The following is a 16,506-nucleotide window of genomic DNA, read 5'->3' as shown; positions in this document are numbered from 1 at the left end:
GAGGAGTTACCCGTGAATAGACACATTCCACTCGTTACTTTTGAATCCGAAGATGACTCATTAGCTAATGCTTGTAAGCGTTTATTACATCAACAAAGCTTCACCAACCAGAATGAGTTACGTGAGAAGCTTGTCGAAATCGGTTACACAGGTATCAGCCAATCTACGGTATCTCGTCTGCTATCACAGTTAGGTGTTGTAAAGGTACAAAACGCCTGCGGTAAAAAGGTCTACTGTATTACCGTTGAAACCGCTCCTGTTCGCATCGAATCTTCTATCTCCTCGCAAATCGAGTTAATTACACATAATCAATCTAACGTCATTGTCAAAACGCATCCCGGCAGTGCTCAACTGGTCGCTCGTCTTGTTGATATAGATCCTCATAACGAAATACTAGGCACAATAGGTGGAAACGATACGGTACTGATTATTCCCAGAGACGTAACACAAATAGAGAAATGCGAAACGGTTGTTAGAGAACGTTTGGGATTACTTTCCGCGTCTTAACGACGAGAGTGTTGTAGGAAAAGTCTGCGCCGAAACAGGTAAGAGTGCCCAATAAGTTGTACTAGATTGCGGATTACTGACAGTTAAAGAGCTAGATAGCATATTCTTTATTGAAAACCTGATGCGTCCACAGTATAAAGCGAAGCGCTACGAGTCAGTGATTCAAACAAAGGGTTCTGATAAAGAACCTTTTATAGTAAAAAAAACTGTAAAAACAAATTGATAAAAATAACTGCAACGGACTGCAAACCAATATTTCTTTTTCATTTACTAAACGAGGTATCACTATGGTTTGGGTCGAGCTATTAGTCGTTCTTCTCTTCATCTTTGTAGGGGCACGCATTGGCGGCATTGGTATTGGCTTAGCAGGTGGTGCAGGTGTTATTGCACTTTCTCTGGGTCTTGGTGTACCAACTAGCCAAGCATATATTCCTGTTGATGTAATTCTTATCATCATGTCTGTAATCACAGCGATTGCTGCGATGCAGGTGGCTGGTGGTATGGATTGGCTGGTACAGATTGCAGAAAACTTCCTGCGCAAAAATCCACAACGTATTACGTTTTATGCGCCAATTGTAACGTTCATCATGACTTTGATGGCTGGTACAGGTCATACCGCGTTCTCAACTCTTCCAGTGATTGCTGAAGTTGCAAAAGGACAAGGGGTTCGTCCATCACGCCCTCTTTCTATTGCAGTTGTTGCATCACAAATCGCGATCACAGCTTCACCAATCTCTGCGGCTGTTGTTGCTTTTGCAGCAATGCTTACTCCGTTTGGCGTTGATTACTTAACGCTTTTAGCTGTGTGTATTCCAACGACGTTTGCGGCTTGTATGGTTGGTGCGCTTGTTTCTAACTTCATGGGCGGTGAGTTGAAAAATGATCCTGTTTACCAAGACCGTTTAGAGAAAGGCTTGATTAAACTTGCCGACAAACAGCAACGTACTATTTTGCCAACAGCGAAAACAGCGACTTATATTTTCCTAGCGGCTATTGGTTTCGTTGTTTGCTACGCAGCAGCAATCTCTAAATCTGTTGGTTTGATTGAAAACCCAGCTTTAGGCCGTAACGAAGCAATTATGACAGTAATGCTGGCAGCAGCGGCACTGATCGTATTAGTCACTAAGATTGATGCAGCGAAAATTTCAAGTGCACCAACATTTCGTTCAGGTATGACTGCATGTGTGTGTGTACTGGGTGTGGCTTGGTTAGGTTCAACCTTCGTAAATGCTCACGTTGCAGACATCAAAGATGTGGCTGGCGCACTATTGGCTGAAAATCCATGGATGCTGGCTATCGTATTGTTCTTTGCTTCTATGCTGCTTTACTCACAAGGTGCAACCACAGTGGCACTAATGCCTGCGGCTCTAGCAATCGGTGTGGCTCCTCTTACAGCCGTCGCATCTTTCGCAGCGGTTAGTGCTCTGTTTGTTCTGCCAACTTACCCAACGCTACTTGCTGCGGTTGAGATGGATGACACGGGTTCAACGCGCATTGGTAAATATGTGTTCAACCACCCATTCTTCATTCCAGGTGTGGCGACAATTGCTTCAGCAGTAACATTCGGCTTCCTATTTGGCGGACTATTCATCTAGTTCTGATTAATCCATTAAAAGCCAGATAAGAAATAACCCGCGAGATTCGAACGACCTAAAGTTGGATGAATTCGCGGGTTTTGTTTTACTTCGATGAAACTTATTCGCTCTAATCTCGGTCTGATTGAGTTAATATGGCACAATAAGTTGTCGCCTGTGCCATTCACTCTCAACCAGAAATTGATTAGATGATACGTAAATTTTTCTATTTTTTGCTACTGACACTATCTGTATTTAGCCATTCAGCATTTGCTGTATTCGGTAACAACAATACACTTTCGGTGAGTAATGACGGCAATAAGTTTGTCCCTATTGATCAAGCTTTCCCGTTTAATACCTTCCAGCAAGGCGATCGCCTTTTCGTTGACTGGCAAGTAAAAGATGGCTACTACTTATATCAAGATCGCATCACAATCAGTGCTGAAAACGTCATATTAGGTGACTATGAACTGGTTGATGGCGAGCCTTATCATGATGAATTCTTTGGTGATGTCACCATCTACACCACTCCGCTTTCTATTGAGCTGCCACTGAGTGACTACCAACTTGGTGCGCGTATTATCGTTCAATATCAGGGATGTGCTAAAGCAGGTTTCTGCTATCCACCAGAAACACGAGTGGTGGAAATCAGTAAGTTCGACTTTTCACAACCTAGTGATTCTGAGAAAACTGCCGCCGGGCAAAATAACAATACACAAAATGAGTCACAGCCTGCGAGCATTAAAAATGCACCGATTTCAGAACAAGACTCGTTAGCAGGCAAACTGTCACAAAACTGGTGGACACCATTACTGTTCTTAGCATTAGGCGTTGGTTTGGCTTTCACACCATGTGTTCTGCCTATGTATCCGATTTTGACGGGTATCGTTTTAGGTAATGGGCAGTTAACTCATAAGCGAACCTTGTTATTGAGCGTAGTTTACGTTCAAGGTATGGCGCTGACTTACACTCTATTAGGTTTGATTGTTGCTTCTGCTGGTTTGCAGTTTCAGGCTGCGCTCCAACACCCTTATGTTTTGGTTGGCCTGAGCGTAATGTTTGTGTTACTCGCACTGTCAATGTTTGGCTTGTACACACTTCAATTACCAAGCTCATTGCAAACTTGGTTAAGCAATCTGAGCAATCAACAACGAGGTGGCCGTCTTGCAGGCGTTTTTGCTATGGGCGCAATTTCTGGCTTAGTGTGTTCACCATGCACAACCGCACCGCTCTCTGGTGCTTTACTCTATGTGGCGCAAAGTGGTGATTTACTTACCGGTGGTGTCGCGCTTTATGCACTGGCTATTGGGATGGGTATTCCACTGATTCTGGTCGCCGTCTTTGGTAACCGCTTGTTGCCGAAAGCAGGCGCTTGGATGGGCAAAGTAAAAACCGCGTTTGGTTTCATTCTTCTTGCTGCACCGATCTTCCTGCTGGAACGATTACTGCCAGAAATCTGGGCAACAGCACTTTGGTCTGCTCTGGGCTTCACAGCTTTTGCTTGGCTATATCATGTTAAAAACAGCTTACCTTTTGGTGGCTGGAAACAGAGTACGCTCGGTATCATTGCGATTCTTGGATTACTGGCCTCAGCTCAGCCTGCTTTGAATTACTGGTTTAATGGTGCTCAGACAGAGCAGCAGCAATCAACCATCAGCTTCAAGCGCATTGCGAATGTGGATGAACTGAACGCTGAACTGGAAAAAGCCAAATTAGCGGGTAAGACAGTGATGCTCGACTTCTACGCCGATTGGTGTGTGGCGTGTAAAGAGTTCGAAAAATACACCTTCCACCAGCCAGATGTTGAACAAAAACTGAAAGATGTCGTGCTACTGCAGGCAGACGTCACTCGCAATCAGCCACAAGATATCGAATTACTTAAACAGATGGATGTACTTGGCTTACCCACCATCGAGTTTTGGAACGATAAGGGCGAGAGAGTACCAAATGCGCGAATAACAGGTTTCATGCAAGCAGAGCGTTTTTTACAACACCTAAAAGACCATCAGATCTAAATTTTCATCTCCTCACGCGACAAGGTTTGACCCTATACGTCAAACCTTGTTGTGGTATTCATCTTCATGCAGATAAAAACTGGATATAGTTCAGACTTTTAGTCTATGGACATTGTTCCAAACCTCAAACCAGACAATAATTTATTTAACGTAATTGTTAAAAGTGTTTAACGTCATGGATTCGACATACACCATCATCATCGCTGATGATCACCCGCTGTTTCGAAACGCATTGTTTCAATCCGTCCATATGGCGATAAGCGGTGCAAATTTGCTTGAAGCAGACTCTTTAGATGCTTTACTCAAACTACTTGAAAAAGATCCTGAACCGGACTTGCTGCTACTGGACCTTAAAATGCCCGGCGCTAACGGCATGTCTGGCCTTATTCAATTACGTGCGGAATATCCGGATTTACCGATTGTCGTGATCTCTGCCAGCGAAGAGTCTTCTGTGGTATCACAGGTGAAGAGCCATGGTGCGTTCGGTTTTATTCCTAAATCCAGTGACATGCGCGCTTTGATCAGCGCTTTAAATCAGGTACTTAACGGTGAACCCTACTTCCCTGAAGGCCTGATTACCAACAACGAAGCCTGTGATGATCTGGCGGGTAAAATTGCCACCTTAACACCTCAGCAGTACAAGGTGCTTGGTATGCTTTCTGACGGCTTGCTGAATAAGCAAATTGCCTATGAGTTGAATGTTTCGGAAGCCACTATCAAAGCTCATATGACAGCGATCTTCCGAAAACTTGGGGTAAAAAGTAGGACTCAGGCGGTTATTTTACTCAAAGAGCTGAACAACTAATCACGTGTCCAACGTTACTCGCTTGACTCAACAACGTCTTCCTCGGCTGGCAAACGCAAACCTACTTTAGTTACTTGCCAGTCGACAACATCTGCAACCACCCAATGTAATCCATACCACTCAAAGTGGTCACCCAGTACTGGGGTTGTACCCAGATGTTCTGTCACTAAGTCCTTTAACGTCATATCGGCGCGGAATGGGCCTAATTCCAGACCGTAAATCATAGCAACATCAACCAGTTTCGATTCTACATCGAGGAAGAAATCACCAAAGAAGCGAGCAAACGACTCTTTCACTGGCGCTTCACTAAACAGCTGGCTCAGCGCCGCCAAATCTTTCTCTTGGGCAACAACACAAAGAATATCGCCAGATTCTAGTCGGGTACTTCCCGAAGGATGAAGTAAGGCTTTGTCGCGGAACAGGGCTGCAATACGTGTTCCTTCAGGCATAAAGAGATTACGAATTGGCTCGCCAATACACCACTTCTCTTTCTGTAGCTGATAAACAAACAGCTCCCACTCACTGGTTGGGAAAATCTCAAGCCCAGAGCGTGAAATAGGTTCAGGCTTGGAAGGCAGTTCCACTTTCGCCAGGCTCATTGCCTTAGTCAAAGAGCCGCCTTGAACAATCAGCGATACCATCACCACGAAGAAAGCCAGATTGAAATAAAGCTGCGCGTCAGGCAAACCTGCCATCATAGGGAACACCGCCAGAATGATCGGTACGGCACCGCGCAATCCTACCCATGAAATGAACCATTTCTCTCTTGAAGTGAAGCTTTTAAACGGCAGCAAACTTATCCAGACCGAAATCGGTCGGGCAAACAGAATCATACCAAACGCTAATGCGAGGCCCGGCAATGCAATGGTTAACAAGTTTGTCGGAGTAACCAACAAACCCAGCACTAGGAACATGCCGATTTGTGCTAGCCATGTCATGCCATCCAATACGTTTAAAATTGAATGACGGCTGCGAGTTGGACGGTTACCTAACAGTAACCCCACCAAGTAAATGGATAGAATCCCACTGCCACCAAGTGCATTCGCCAGAGCAAAAATGATCAGTCCACCGCTCACGGTAAGAATGGAATACAAACCTTCTGGTAGCTTAGTCGTGTTGATAACTTTCCACAGTAACCAGCCACCGGATAGTCCTAATAGCGCCCCCACACCAAACTGCTGAACGAAATTAATTGCTAAGAAACTGACACTGAAGTCACCGCTGGCACTACCAAGAATGGCAATCATAGTAACGGTTAAAAACACCGCCATCGGGTCGTTAGTTCCCGACTCTATCTCTAAAGTCGCCCCAACACGTTCATTGAGGCTACGTCCTTTGAGCAAGGAGAATACAGCTGCGGCATCAGTCGAGCCGACGATAGCGCCAACCAGAATGCCCTGCATCAGCGACAGATCAAACAACCAAGTGGCTAACGCCCCCGTAATTAAAGTGGTCAAAGCGACACCGAAGGTCGCTAACGACACTGAGGGCCAAAAGGCAACTTTAAAGCTCGCCACTCGCGTTCTCATACCACCATCAAGGAGGATAATGGCAAGAGCTAAGTTACTGACCAAATACGCTAACGGATAATTATCAAACAGAATTCCGCCCGGTCCGTCTTCACCCGCTAGCATGCCAACGGCAAGAAACACCAACAAAATCGGAATACCTAATTTTGAAGATACAGGGCTGAGCAGCACACTCAATGCAATCAGCAGTGCACCAACCAGAAAAAAGCCGTTTATCGTTATCGCATCCAATCTTTCACCTTTCCAACTGACTCAAATGTTTATAAATACATATTTATTATGCTCTCCATTGTGCACATTTTTATTACCTACGTCAGAAAAGTCTGTGTAAATAATTGCAACCTTTTGCCCGCCAAACAAAAAGCTAAGCGTTTGACATAAATAGTGGTTACTCAAACGGCTAATTTTCATACTTCAATGCTCTGACCTTATACTTTTGGCTAATTTAACAGTTAATTAACATTAAAAATAAATTCACAAACCAGACAAAACTCAATAATTACAACACCTTAAAAATAAAAAATCACAGACTAAAGTTGCACAGATCTCTTGCCTTAACACTGCTAATGTATAAATCGTAACATTACGTTAACACAACACTTAACAGGAAGGAGAAGGCCATGGCGTTCGAATCTACAGAACATGCTCAAGCCTACTGGAAAGAAAACTTGGGGATTATGGGATCACTGCTCGCAGTGTGGTTCTTGGTGTCTTATGGCGCAGGCGTTTTATTCGTTGACGCGCTAAACAGCATTCATTTAGGCGGCTTTAAGCTTGGATTCTGGTTTGCACAACAGGGCTCAATCTACACATTCGTCGCTTTAATCTTTATTTACGTTGCGCGCATGAACTCGCTCGACAAGAAATATAACGTGCATGAAGACTAAGAGGTTTTAGAAATGGATATTCAAACTTGGACGTTTATTCTTGTTGGTCTCTCTTTTGCTCTCTACATTGGCATCGCCATTTGGGCTCGAGCGGGATCAACCAGTGAATTCTATGTCGCTGGCGGTGGTGTACACCCTGTAGCGAACGGTATGGCAACAGCAGCAGACTGGATGTCAGCAGCATCTTTCATCTCAATGGCAGGTATCATTTCGTTCATCGGTTACGATGGTACTGTTTACCTAATGGGTTGGACAGGCGGCTACGTTCTGTTGGCTCTATGTTTAGCACCTTACCTACGTAAATTTGGTCAGTTCACTGTTCCAGATTTCATTGGTGAACGTTACTACTCGAAAACAGCTCGTATGGTTGCAGTATTCTGTGCGATCTTCATTTCGTTTACTTACGTTGCAGGCCAAATGCGCGGTGTAGGTGTAGTGTTCTCTCGCTTCCTAGAAGTAGACATTAACGTTGGTATCGTTATCGGTATGGCGATTGTGTTCTTCTACGCTGTACTTGGTGGTATGAAAGGCATCACTTATACGCAGGTAGCTCAGTTCTGTGTTCTCATTTTCGCCTTCCTTGTACCTGCAATCTTTACGTCAATCATGATGACAGGCAATCCACTACCACAAATTGGTATGGGTTCAACCATCGCGGGAACGGACGTTTATCTGCTTGATAAACTAGATGGTCTAACGCAAGAACTTGGCTTTACTCAGTACACTGAAGGCAGTAAGAGCATGGTGGATGTATTCTTCATCTGTGCTGCACTGATGGTGGGTACTGCGGGTCTTCCACACGTAATCATTCGCTTCTTCACAGTACCAAAAGTACGTGATGCGCGTATCTCTGCGGGTTGGGCGCTACTATTTATCTCGCTACTTTATACTACTGCACCAGGCGTTGCTGCGTTTGCTCGCGTGAACCTAATCGAAACGATTAACGGCCCTGATATGCAAGGTGTTCCTGCTGAACAAGCACCAAGCTGGTATAAAAACTGGGAAAGCACTGGTCTAGTTAAATGGGAAGATAAAAACGCCGATGGTCGTATGTTCTACTCTGGTGACGCTCGTAACGAGATGAACATCAACCGCGACATCATCGTACTGGCTTCTCCTGAGTTAGCTAAACTTCCTAACTGGGTTGTTGGTCTACTAGCAGCAGGTGGCTTAGCGGCAGCACTATCTACAGCGGCAGGTCTACTACTAGTAATCTCTACCTCTATCTCTCATGACTTGTTGAAGAAAGGCTTCAAGCCAAATATGACCGATAGACAAGAACTGCTCGCTGCTCGTCTGGCTGCGATTGTGGCAATCGTTGGTGCAGGTTACTTGGGCATTAACCCTCCGGGCTTCGTAGCACAGGTGGTCGCCTTCGCCTTCGGCTTGGCCGCGGCATCCTTCTTCCCTGCCATCATCTTGGGTATTTTCTACAAGAAGATGAACAAAGAAGGTGCTATCGCAGGTATGGTTGCAGGTATCGTATTTACAGCAGCATACATCATCTACTTCAAGTTCATTAACCCAGCAGCAAGCACACCTGACAACTGGTTCTTCGGCATCAGCCCAGAAGGTATCGGTACTCTAGGTATGTGTTTGAACTTTGTGGTCTCTATCGTAGTGAACAAGTTCACTGCAGAAGTACCAACTGAAGTACAAGACATGGTTGAGTCAATCCGCTTCCCTAAAGGTGCAGGCGCAGCTCACGACCATTAATACGCAAAAAGGTTGGGCGAAAGCGTCTCGACTCTAGCGATAACAAAAAAGCCCAAAGCATTGCTTTGGGCTTTCTCTTTTTCGTTCGGTGCAAATTAAGCTTTAGCATCCACCGCAGTAAAACTTGGATTTACTGTAGTCAGTTTGCGGATCAGGTAGTTCAGCAAGACACCATACATAGGCACAAACAAACCAAGGCTAATCACCAGTTTAAAGCCGTAATCGACTAAAGCGATTTCCGTCCAGTGCTCTGCCATAAATGGATCTGGGCTTTGGTAGAATGCGATACCAAAGAAAGCAATAGTATCTAAAGCGTTACCAAACAGCGTTGATGCGGTTGGTGCCACCCACCACTGCTTCATTTGACGCAGTCGGTTAAACACATGCACGTCCATGATCTGGCCAAGCAGATAAGCCATGAAACTTGCAATCGCGATACGCGCGACAAACATGTTTAACTCGCTTAATGGGGCAAAGCCTTGGAACTGACCTTCATAAAACACAACCGAAAGCAGATACGAAACCACGAGAGCAGGCAGCATCACGTAAAAAATGATTTTACGCGCAAGTCCAGCACCAAAAATACGTACCGTTAAGTCAGTCGCTAAGAAGATAAATGGAAAAGTGAAAGCGCCCCAAGTGGTATGTAAACCGAATACGGTAAACGGGATTTGTACCAGATAATTGCTTGATGCAATGATCACTAAGTGGAACAGAACCAGAAATGTCAGGGCTTTGCGCTGTTGCGCAGGGGTAAAGTTACTCATATTGTACCTTTTTAGTTTGATTTGGGGGCGAGGGAACCCAAATGAAGCTTTCGCTTCTCACTGATTGTCATTCGGAAGATTTGCCTCTCCCGAGCTAAGGGCGGCGATTATACATTAATCAATTTTGCCTGCAATAGCTGGCAAAATAGCAAACGTTTTCCAGATCATGTTAAATATAGAAGCTTGGTTTGGTTAGAAATAATGACGTTGACGGGTCAAAATTTGCGCCACTTTTGACCTTTTCCTTGAGAAGATCCTCAAGATCATGCTAATCTTCCGCTCCATTTTTCTAGCCTAAATTTCGTCAATTCGATGAAATAATTGAGCTAGTGCTATCTTTAAGAGTGTCGGAGCACTATCCGATCACGCAATCCCAAACCAAAGTGGAACCAAATAAATGGGCAAAGGTACTCTGTATATTGTCTCTGCACCAAGCGGCGCAGGTAAATCAAGCTTGATCGCAGAAATGTTGGAACACAACCCAGCCTATGCGATGAAGGTATCCGTGTCTCACACCACTCGTGGTATGCGCCCGGGTGAGCAAGATGGTGTTCACTACCATTTTGTACAGAAGGAACACTTTGAAGCGCTGATCGAAAAAGGCGAATTTCTAGAATACGCAGAAGTCTTTGGTAACTACTACGGTACTTCACGTGTCTGGATTGAAGAGACGCTTAATAAAGGTATTGATGTCTTCTTAGATATCGACTGGCAAGGTGCTCGCCAAATCCGTGAGCAAATGCCAAAAGCGAAGAGTGTCTTTATTCTTCCACCTTCAAACGGTGAGTTAGAACGTCGTTTGAATGCACGTGGTCAAGACAGCGAAGCTGTTATTGCTAAGCGTATGGCAGAAGCTAAATCTGAAATTTCTCACTACCACGAATACGACTACATCATCATAAATGATGACTTCGATACCGCCCTAACCGATTTTAGAGCGATCATTCGTGCCGAGCGATTAAAACAAGATAAGCAGGCTGAAAAATACAAAGGCATGCTTAAAGCACTACTCGCAGAGTAATTAAACGTATTATTAACAACCCTACTAGCTAGAAACCGCTACCGTAAGGTTGTATACTTTCTCGTCATTCAACATTTTTGTTTATATTGGAGTTCTCATGGCACGCGTAACTGTTCAAGACGCTGTTGAAAAAGTTGGCAACCGTTTCGACCTAGTTCTGATTGCGGCTCGCCGCGCTCGTCAAATGCAAACTGGTGGTAAAGATTCACTTGTGCCTGAAGAGAACGATAAGCCAACGGTTATCGCTCTTCGCGAAATCGAAGAAGGTCTTATCACTAAAGACGTACTTGACGCACGTGAGCGTCAAGAGCAGCAAGAGCAAGAAGCAGCTGAATTAGCAGCAGTGAGCAGCATTGTTCACAACCGTTAATCCCTGCAAGTAAGACAATAGACAACTCTCGGGCCTATAATTTGTATCTATTCGATAGCCTCAAAGACGTTGCCCAGGAATATCTCACAGAGCCTCAACTTGAGGCTCTGCGCCAATCTTATATAGTGGCAAGAGATGCCCACGAAGGGCAAACCCGCTCAAGCGGCGAACCTTATATTATCCACCCAGTGGCAGTAGCTCGAATTCTGGCTGAAATGCGCTTGGATTTGGAAACACTTCAAGCAGCCCTCCTTCACGACGTTATCGAAGACTGTGACGTCACCAAAGAAGATTTAGAAGCTCAATTTGGTCAAGCAGTGGCTGAACTGGTTGACGGTGTATCTAAGCTCGACAAACTAAAATTCCGCGACCGTAAAGAAGCTCAAGCAGAGAACTTCCGCAAAATGGTTCTTGCTATGGTGCAAGACATCCGCGTGATTCTTATTAAGCTCTCCGACCGTACGCACAACATGCGCACGCTAGGTGCTCTTCGTCCGGATAAAAAACGTCGTATTGCCCGAGAAACCCTAGAGATTTACGCACCACTCGCCCACCGTTTAGGTATTCACAACATCAAAACCGAGTTAGAAGAGCTAGGTTTTGAAGCGTTATATCCAAACCGTTATCGAGTTCTGAAAGAAGTCGTGAAAGCAGCGCGTGGTAACCGCAAAGAGATGATCCAACGCATCCACAGCGAGATCGAAGGCCGCTTACATGAAGTTGGCCTACCGGCTCGCGTGTTTGGTCGTGAGAAAAACCTTTTCTCCATCTATAACAAGATGAAGACCAAAGAGCAGCGTTTCCACACCATTATGGATATCTATGCGTTTCGTGTTGTGGTTGATACGGCTGACACCTGTTACCGAGCTCTCGGCCAAGTGCACAGCTTGTACAAACCACGTCCGGGTCGTATGAAAGACTATATTGCGGTTCCGAAAGCGAACGGCTATCAGTCTCTGCATACCTCAATGGTTGGCCCACACGGTGTGCCTGTTGAAGTTCAAATCCGAACTGAAGATATGGACCAAATGGCAGACAAAGGTGTGGCAGCACACTGGTCATATAAAGCCAATGGTGACCGTACCGGCACAACAGCACAGATCAAAGCTCAGCGCTGGATGCAAAGCTTACTTGAGCTACAACAAAGCGCAGGTAACTCTTTCGAATTTATCGAAAACGTTAAATCTGATCTATTCCCAGATGAGATTTACGTCTTCACTCCTAAAGGTCGTATCGTTGAACTGCCTGTTGGCGCAACCGCGGTAGACTTCGCGTATGCGGTACATACCGACGTGGGTAACACCTGTGTGGGTACTCGCGTTGACCGCAATCCGTACCCATTAAGCAAGCCTCTGAAAAACGGACAAACTGTTGAAATTATCAGTGCTCCGGGTGCGCGTCCAAATGCAGCCTGGCTTAACTACGTAGTGACTTCACGTGCTCGTACTAAGATCCGTCAGGTTCTGAAAACCATGCGTCGTGAAGAATCGGTCAGCTTGGGTCGTCGCCTGCTTAATCATGCCTTGGGTGAAGAGTCAATCACTACTATCAGCCAAGAGAGCATTCAGCATGTTCTCAGCGATCTGAAACTTTCCAGCGTTGATGATTTGTTAGCCGCGATTGGTCTTGGCGAACTGATGAGTATCGTGATTGCCCGTCGTCTGCTAGGCAATGCTGATGAATTAACAGAAGTAGAAAGCAAAGACGGTCAACCTAAGAAGAAACTGCCTATCCGAGGTGCAGAGGGTATTCTGTTAACCTTCGCTAACTGTTGTCACCCTATTCCGGATGACCACATTATTGCGCACGTTTCTCCGGGGCGTGGACTTGTCGTGCACCGTGAAACCTGTCCTAACGTACGCGGGCATCAGAAAGAGCCTGATAAGTACATGGCAGTGGAATGGACCAAAGATTACGATCAGGACTTCATCACTGAACTGAAAGTCGATATGCAAAACCGCCAAGGCGCGCTAGCTGAATTGACCAATGTAATTTCCAAGACAGGCTCCAATATTCATGGTCTGTCGACAGAAGAACGTGATGGTCGTCTGTACACAGTAACTGTGGTACTTACCACCAAAGATCGTGTTCATCTTGCTGGCATTATGAAGAAAATTCGTGCAATGCCAAACGCACCGAAGGTGAGACGCAGAAGGCACTAATAGCGCCGATGCTCAAGTAACCTAACGATGTAGCCCTTGATATGGCCTATCAAGGGCTTTTTTATTTTATGTGGTAAGCCTTTTCTAACCACAGACTAAAGCATAGAAAATTTGTTATGAACTTAGAACGTTACACTCGAATTCAAGAAGTGCTCAAAGCACGCCAACCTGATCTGACCGTATGTTTAGAAGAAGTACACAAGCCGAATAACGTCTCCGCGGTCATTCGTACTGCCGATGCAATTGGATTGCACAAAATCCATGCGGTTTGGCCGAGCAAACAAATGCGTACTCTTGGTCATACCTCAGCAGGCGCTCGTAACTGGGTCGAAGTGGACACTCATGACAATATTCAAGATGCAGTAAAAGCGCTAAAAGCACAGAACATGCAGGTATTAGTCACCAACCTTTCAGAAACTGCCATAGACTTTCGTGAAATTGACTACACCAAACCGACAGCAATTATCGTGGGTAGTGAAAAAGTGGGTATATCAAAGCAAGCTCTTGAGCTGGCCGATCAAGACATCGTTATCCCTATGGTTGGAATGGTGCAATCACTCAATGTTTCTGTTGCTAGCGCACTGATTCTGTATGAAGCACAACGTCAACGCCAAGCTGCGGGCATGTATCAGCAAGAAAAAAGCCCGCTTCCTGAAGAAACCATTCACCGAATTCTATTTGAACGTGGCCACCCTGTATTAGCCAAAGTGGCTAAACGCAAAAAGCTGCCTTACCCACCTCTGGATGACGAAGGTCAAATTGTTGCGAATGAATCTTGGTGGAAAGCGATGCAGAGCAAATAATTCCCCTGTACAAAAACACAGCTTAATGTTTGAATAACCCTTATTTCAAACAGCTAAATGGTTGATTATGTCCCAGCTTTTATCTGCAATTCCATTAACCTCACTTTCCGGAGTGGGCGCAAAAGTGGCCGAAAAACTGGAGAAAGTTGGGCTTACTACAGTACAAGATTTACTGTTCCACCTGCCGCTACGTTATGAAGATCGCACTCGAATCTACCCGATTGTAAAACTGCACCCAGGCCTTTGGGCAGCGGTGCAAGGTAAAGTGATGGCGGTCGATACCACCTTCGGCCGTCGCAAAATGCTGACTGTAAAAATAAGCGACGGAAACGGCACACTTACTCTGCGCTTCTTCAACTTTACCGCTGGGATAAAAAACAACTTTACCGAAGGTAAGTTAGTACACGCTTACGGCGAAATAAAGCGTGGCAATACAGGGTTGGAAATCATCCATCCTGAATATAAGTTTTACTTTCCAGAACAGAAACCCGATGTCGAAGCCAATCTAACTCCGGTCTACCCAACCACTGAAGGTCTGCGTCAGCTCACTCTGCGCAACCTGACTGATCAGGCGCTATCTCTACTTGATAAGGCAGCAGTGCAAGAACTGCTTCCATCCGGTTTATACGATCATCAAATAACTCTGGCGCAAGCGCTGCATACCATTCATCGCCCGCCATCGGATATCGATTTAAGTCTTTTTGATGATGGTCGCCATCCAGCGCAGATTCGTTTAATTATGGAAGAACTACTGGCACAGAACCTTTCAATGTTGGCAGTTCGCAGTAAAGGACAGCAAGATGTTGCCCTTCCTCTTAAAGCCTCTGACACGCTGAAAAATCAATTGCTGGAACAATTACCTTTTTCACCAACCAATGCCCAGACTCGCGTGGTTAACGAGATAGAAGCAGACCTTGCGAAACCTCACCCAATGATGCGTTTAGTCCAAGGGGATGTAGGTTCAGGTAAAACACTGGTTGCGGTACTGGCAGCAGCAAGAGCGATTGAAAACGGCTACCAAGTCGCTTTGATGGCACCAACAGAGTTGCTCGCAGAGCAGCACGCCATTAATTTCAGCCAGTGGTTTGAAGCTATGGGTATCAAGGTTGGCTGGTTAGCAGGCAAACTCAAAGGCAAAGCCAAAGAAGCCGAGCTCGCGCGTATTGCCAGTGGCGAAGTAAAAATGGTAGTGGGTACTCACGCACTGTTTCAAGAGCACGTGGTATTCGATCATTTAGCCTTGGTGATTATCGATGAGCAGCACCGTTTTGGTGTCCACCAGCGTTTGGAACTACGCGAAAAAGGCGCTAAACAAGGCGCGTATCCGCATCAATTGATCATGACAGCAACCCCTATTCCTCGAACGCTGGCGATGACAGCGTATGCGGATTTGGAAACCTCAATTATCGATGAACTTCCTCCGGGCAGAACACCGATTCAAACCGTCGCAATTCCGGATACCAAACGCGGTGATATCGTTGAACGAGTACGTAATGCTTGTCTGAATGAAGGTAAGCAAGCTTATTGGGTATGTACTCTGATTGATGAATCAGAAGTCTTGGAGGCGCAAGCCGCAGCAGACACTGCGGAAGAGCTGCAACGCAAACTGCCTAATGTCAAAATCGGTTTAGTTCACGGCAGAATGAGACCTGCCGAGAAGCAACAGGTCATGCAGGCATTCAAAAATAATGAGCTGCATCTTCTGGTCGCCACCACAGTGATTGAAGTGGGTGTTGATGTTCCCAACTCAAGCTTGATGATCATCGAAAACCCAGAGAGACTTGGTTTAGCCCAGCTCCACCAGCTGCGTGGTCGTGTTGGCCGAGGCTCTGTTGCCAGTCATTGTGTACTTCTGTACCACGCGCCACTTTCAAAAACAGCGCAAAAACGCCTAGGTGTACTGCGCGAAAGTAACGATGGATTTGTTATCGCGCAACGAGATTTGGAAATTCGTGGTCCCGGTGAACTACTCGGTACCAAGCAAACCGGTTTGGCTGACTTCAAAATTGCAGATTTAGTGCGAGATCAACGCTTAATTCCAGAAGTTCAGCGCATAGCTCGTCATATTCACGATAACTATCCAACAAACGCAACCGCAATTATTGATCGTTGGCTTGGCGAACGAGACGTTTACGCGAAAGCTTAGCCCTTGAATTTATTCATCATATTTTCCTTTGCACCAACTTAAAGCAAACGTTTGCTTTTTACAGTTATTACTCTATAATCGCCGCAAAATTTAGCCTTATATTTTTTAAGACTAATTTCCAGAGCGGAATCTGATTAACAGCAATCACAGACAACCATTCTGCTCCACAAGCAATGCCCATTCAGCGCATTTTTGTGTACGACT

At 45.4% G+C, this 16,506-nt stretch carries 13 protein-coding genes and 1 pseudogene; 12 read left to right on the top strand and 2 right to left on the bottom strand.

Going from position 1 to position 16,506, the window contains the following annotated elements; translation table 11 throughout:
- Nucleotides 1–12 precede the first annotated feature (12 nt).
- From L3V23_RS13960 to L3V23_RS13940, 5 genes and pseudogenes are all read left to right on the top strand, one after another.
- Nucleotides 13–507, top strand: a complete 495-nt coding sequence (locus tag L3V23_RS13960; RefSeq protein ID WP_042484903.1) for an arginine repressor — start codon at nucleotides 13–15, stop codon at nucleotides 505–507.
- A pseudogene (aspA, locus tag L3V23_RS13955) lies at nucleotides 506–661 on the top strand (aspartate ammonia-lyase); the annotation flags it as partial. The gene L3V23_RS13960 and the pseudogene aspA, both read left to right, overlap by 2 nt.
- A 133-nt stretch (nucleotides 662–794) precedes the next feature.
- Nucleotides 795–2,102 (top strand): anaerobic C4-dicarboxylate transporter, encoded by a 1,308-nt coding sequence (locus L3V23_RS13950; RefSeq protein ID WP_042484899.1) that lies wholly within the window; start codon nucleotides 795–797, stop codon nucleotides 2,100–2,102.
- A gap of 188 nt (nucleotides 2,103–2,290) precedes the next feature.
- Entirely contained in the window at nucleotides 2,291–4,096 is a 1,806-nt protein-coding gene (locus L3V23_RS13945; RefSeq protein WP_102966343.1) for a protein-disulfide reductase DsbD, read from the top strand.
- Nucleotides 4,097–4,271: 175 nt separating this feature from the next.
- Entirely contained in the window at nucleotides 4,272–4,901 is a 630-nt protein-coding gene (locus tag L3V23_RS13940) for a response regulator transcription factor (protein WP_042484894.1), read from the top strand.
- Between the two features lie 14 nt (nucleotides 4,902–4,915).
- Here the strand turns inward: L3V23_RS13940 and L3V23_RS13935 are convergent, their stop codons facing one another.
- Entirely contained in the window at nucleotides 4,916–6,661 is a 1,746-nt protein-coding gene (locus L3V23_RS13935) for a potassium/proton antiporter (RefSeq protein ID WP_102966344.1), read from the bottom strand.
- Between the two features lie 389 nt (nucleotides 6,662–7,050).
- On the opposite strand from L3V23_RS13935, the gene L3V23_RS13930 reads away from it, so the two are divergent.
- Both L3V23_RS13930 and L3V23_RS13925 read left to right on the top strand, forming a co-directional pair.
- On the top strand, nucleotides 7,051–7,317 hold the full coding sequence (locus tag L3V23_RS13930) for a DUF4212 domain-containing protein (protein ID WP_020329362.1): 267 nt from the start codon (nucleotides 7,051–7,053) through the stop codon (nucleotides 7,315–7,317).
- A gap of 12 nt (nucleotides 7,318–7,329) precedes the next feature.
- Nucleotides 7,330–9,033 carry a sodium:solute symporter family protein gene (locus L3V23_RS13925; RefSeq protein ID WP_102966345.1) on the top strand — a complete coding sequence of 568 codons (1,704 nt, stop codon included), beginning with the start codon at nucleotides 7,330–7,332 and terminating at the stop codon, nucleotides 9,031–9,033.
- A gap of 95 nt (nucleotides 9,034–9,128) precedes the next feature.
- On the opposite strand, the gene L3V23_RS13920 is transcribed toward L3V23_RS13925, so the two are convergent.
- Nucleotides 9,129–9,800, bottom strand: a complete 672-nt coding sequence (locus tag L3V23_RS13920; RefSeq protein WP_102966346.1) for a 7-cyano-7-deazaguanine/7-aminomethyl-7-deazaguanine transporter — start codon at nucleotides 9,798–9,800, stop codon at nucleotides 9,129–9,131.
- 397 nt (nucleotides 9,801–10,197) lie between these two features.
- On the opposite strand from L3V23_RS13920, the gene gmk reads away from it, so the two are divergent.
- From gmk to recG, 5 genes are all read left to right on the top strand, one after another.
- Nucleotides 10,198–10,821, top strand: coding sequence for a guanylate kinase (gmk, locus tag L3V23_RS13915; RefSeq protein ID WP_042484885.1), 624 nt, complete (start codon nucleotides 10,198–10,200; stop codon nucleotides 10,819–10,821).
- 97 nt (nucleotides 10,822–10,918) lie between these two features.
- Nucleotides 10,919–11,191: a DNA-directed RNA polymerase subunit omega gene (gene rpoZ, locus L3V23_RS13910; RefSeq protein ID WP_004728487.1), complete on the top strand. Its 273-nt coding sequence runs from the start codon at nucleotides 10,919–10,921 to the stop codon at nucleotides 11,189–11,191.
- 41 nt (nucleotides 11,192–11,232) lie between these two features.
- A complete protein-coding gene (gene spoT, locus L3V23_RS13905; RefSeq protein ID WP_102966347.1) occupies nucleotides 11,233–13,353 on the top strand; it encodes a bifunctional GTP diphosphokinase/guanosine-3',5'-bis pyrophosphate 3'-pyrophosphohydrolase in 2,121 nt (706 codons plus the stop codon).
- 116 nt (nucleotides 13,354–13,469) lie between these two features.
- Nucleotides 13,470–14,156: a tRNA (guanosine(18)-2'-O)-methyltransferase TrmH gene (gene trmH / locus L3V23_RS13900; protein WP_042484880.1), complete on the top strand. Its 687-nt coding sequence runs from the start codon at nucleotides 13,470–13,472 to the stop codon at nucleotides 14,154–14,156.
- 67 nt (nucleotides 14,157–14,223) lie between these two features.
- Entirely contained in the window at nucleotides 14,224–16,302 is a 2,079-nt protein-coding gene (gene recG / locus L3V23_RS13895; protein WP_102966348.1) for an ATP-dependent DNA helicase RecG, read from the top strand.
- The last annotated feature ends 204 nt before the right edge of the window (nucleotides 16,303–16,506 follow it).

The sequence above is a fragment of the Vibrio sp. A1-b2 genome, assembly GCF_021726015.1.
Taxonomy (GTDB): domain Bacteria; phylum Pseudomonadota; class Gammaproteobacteria; order Enterobacterales; family Vibrionaceae; genus Vibrio; species Vibrio diazotrophicus.
The sequence above is the reverse complement of the archived record's forward strand: the minus strand, read 5'-3'. Positions and strand labels throughout refer to the sequence as shown.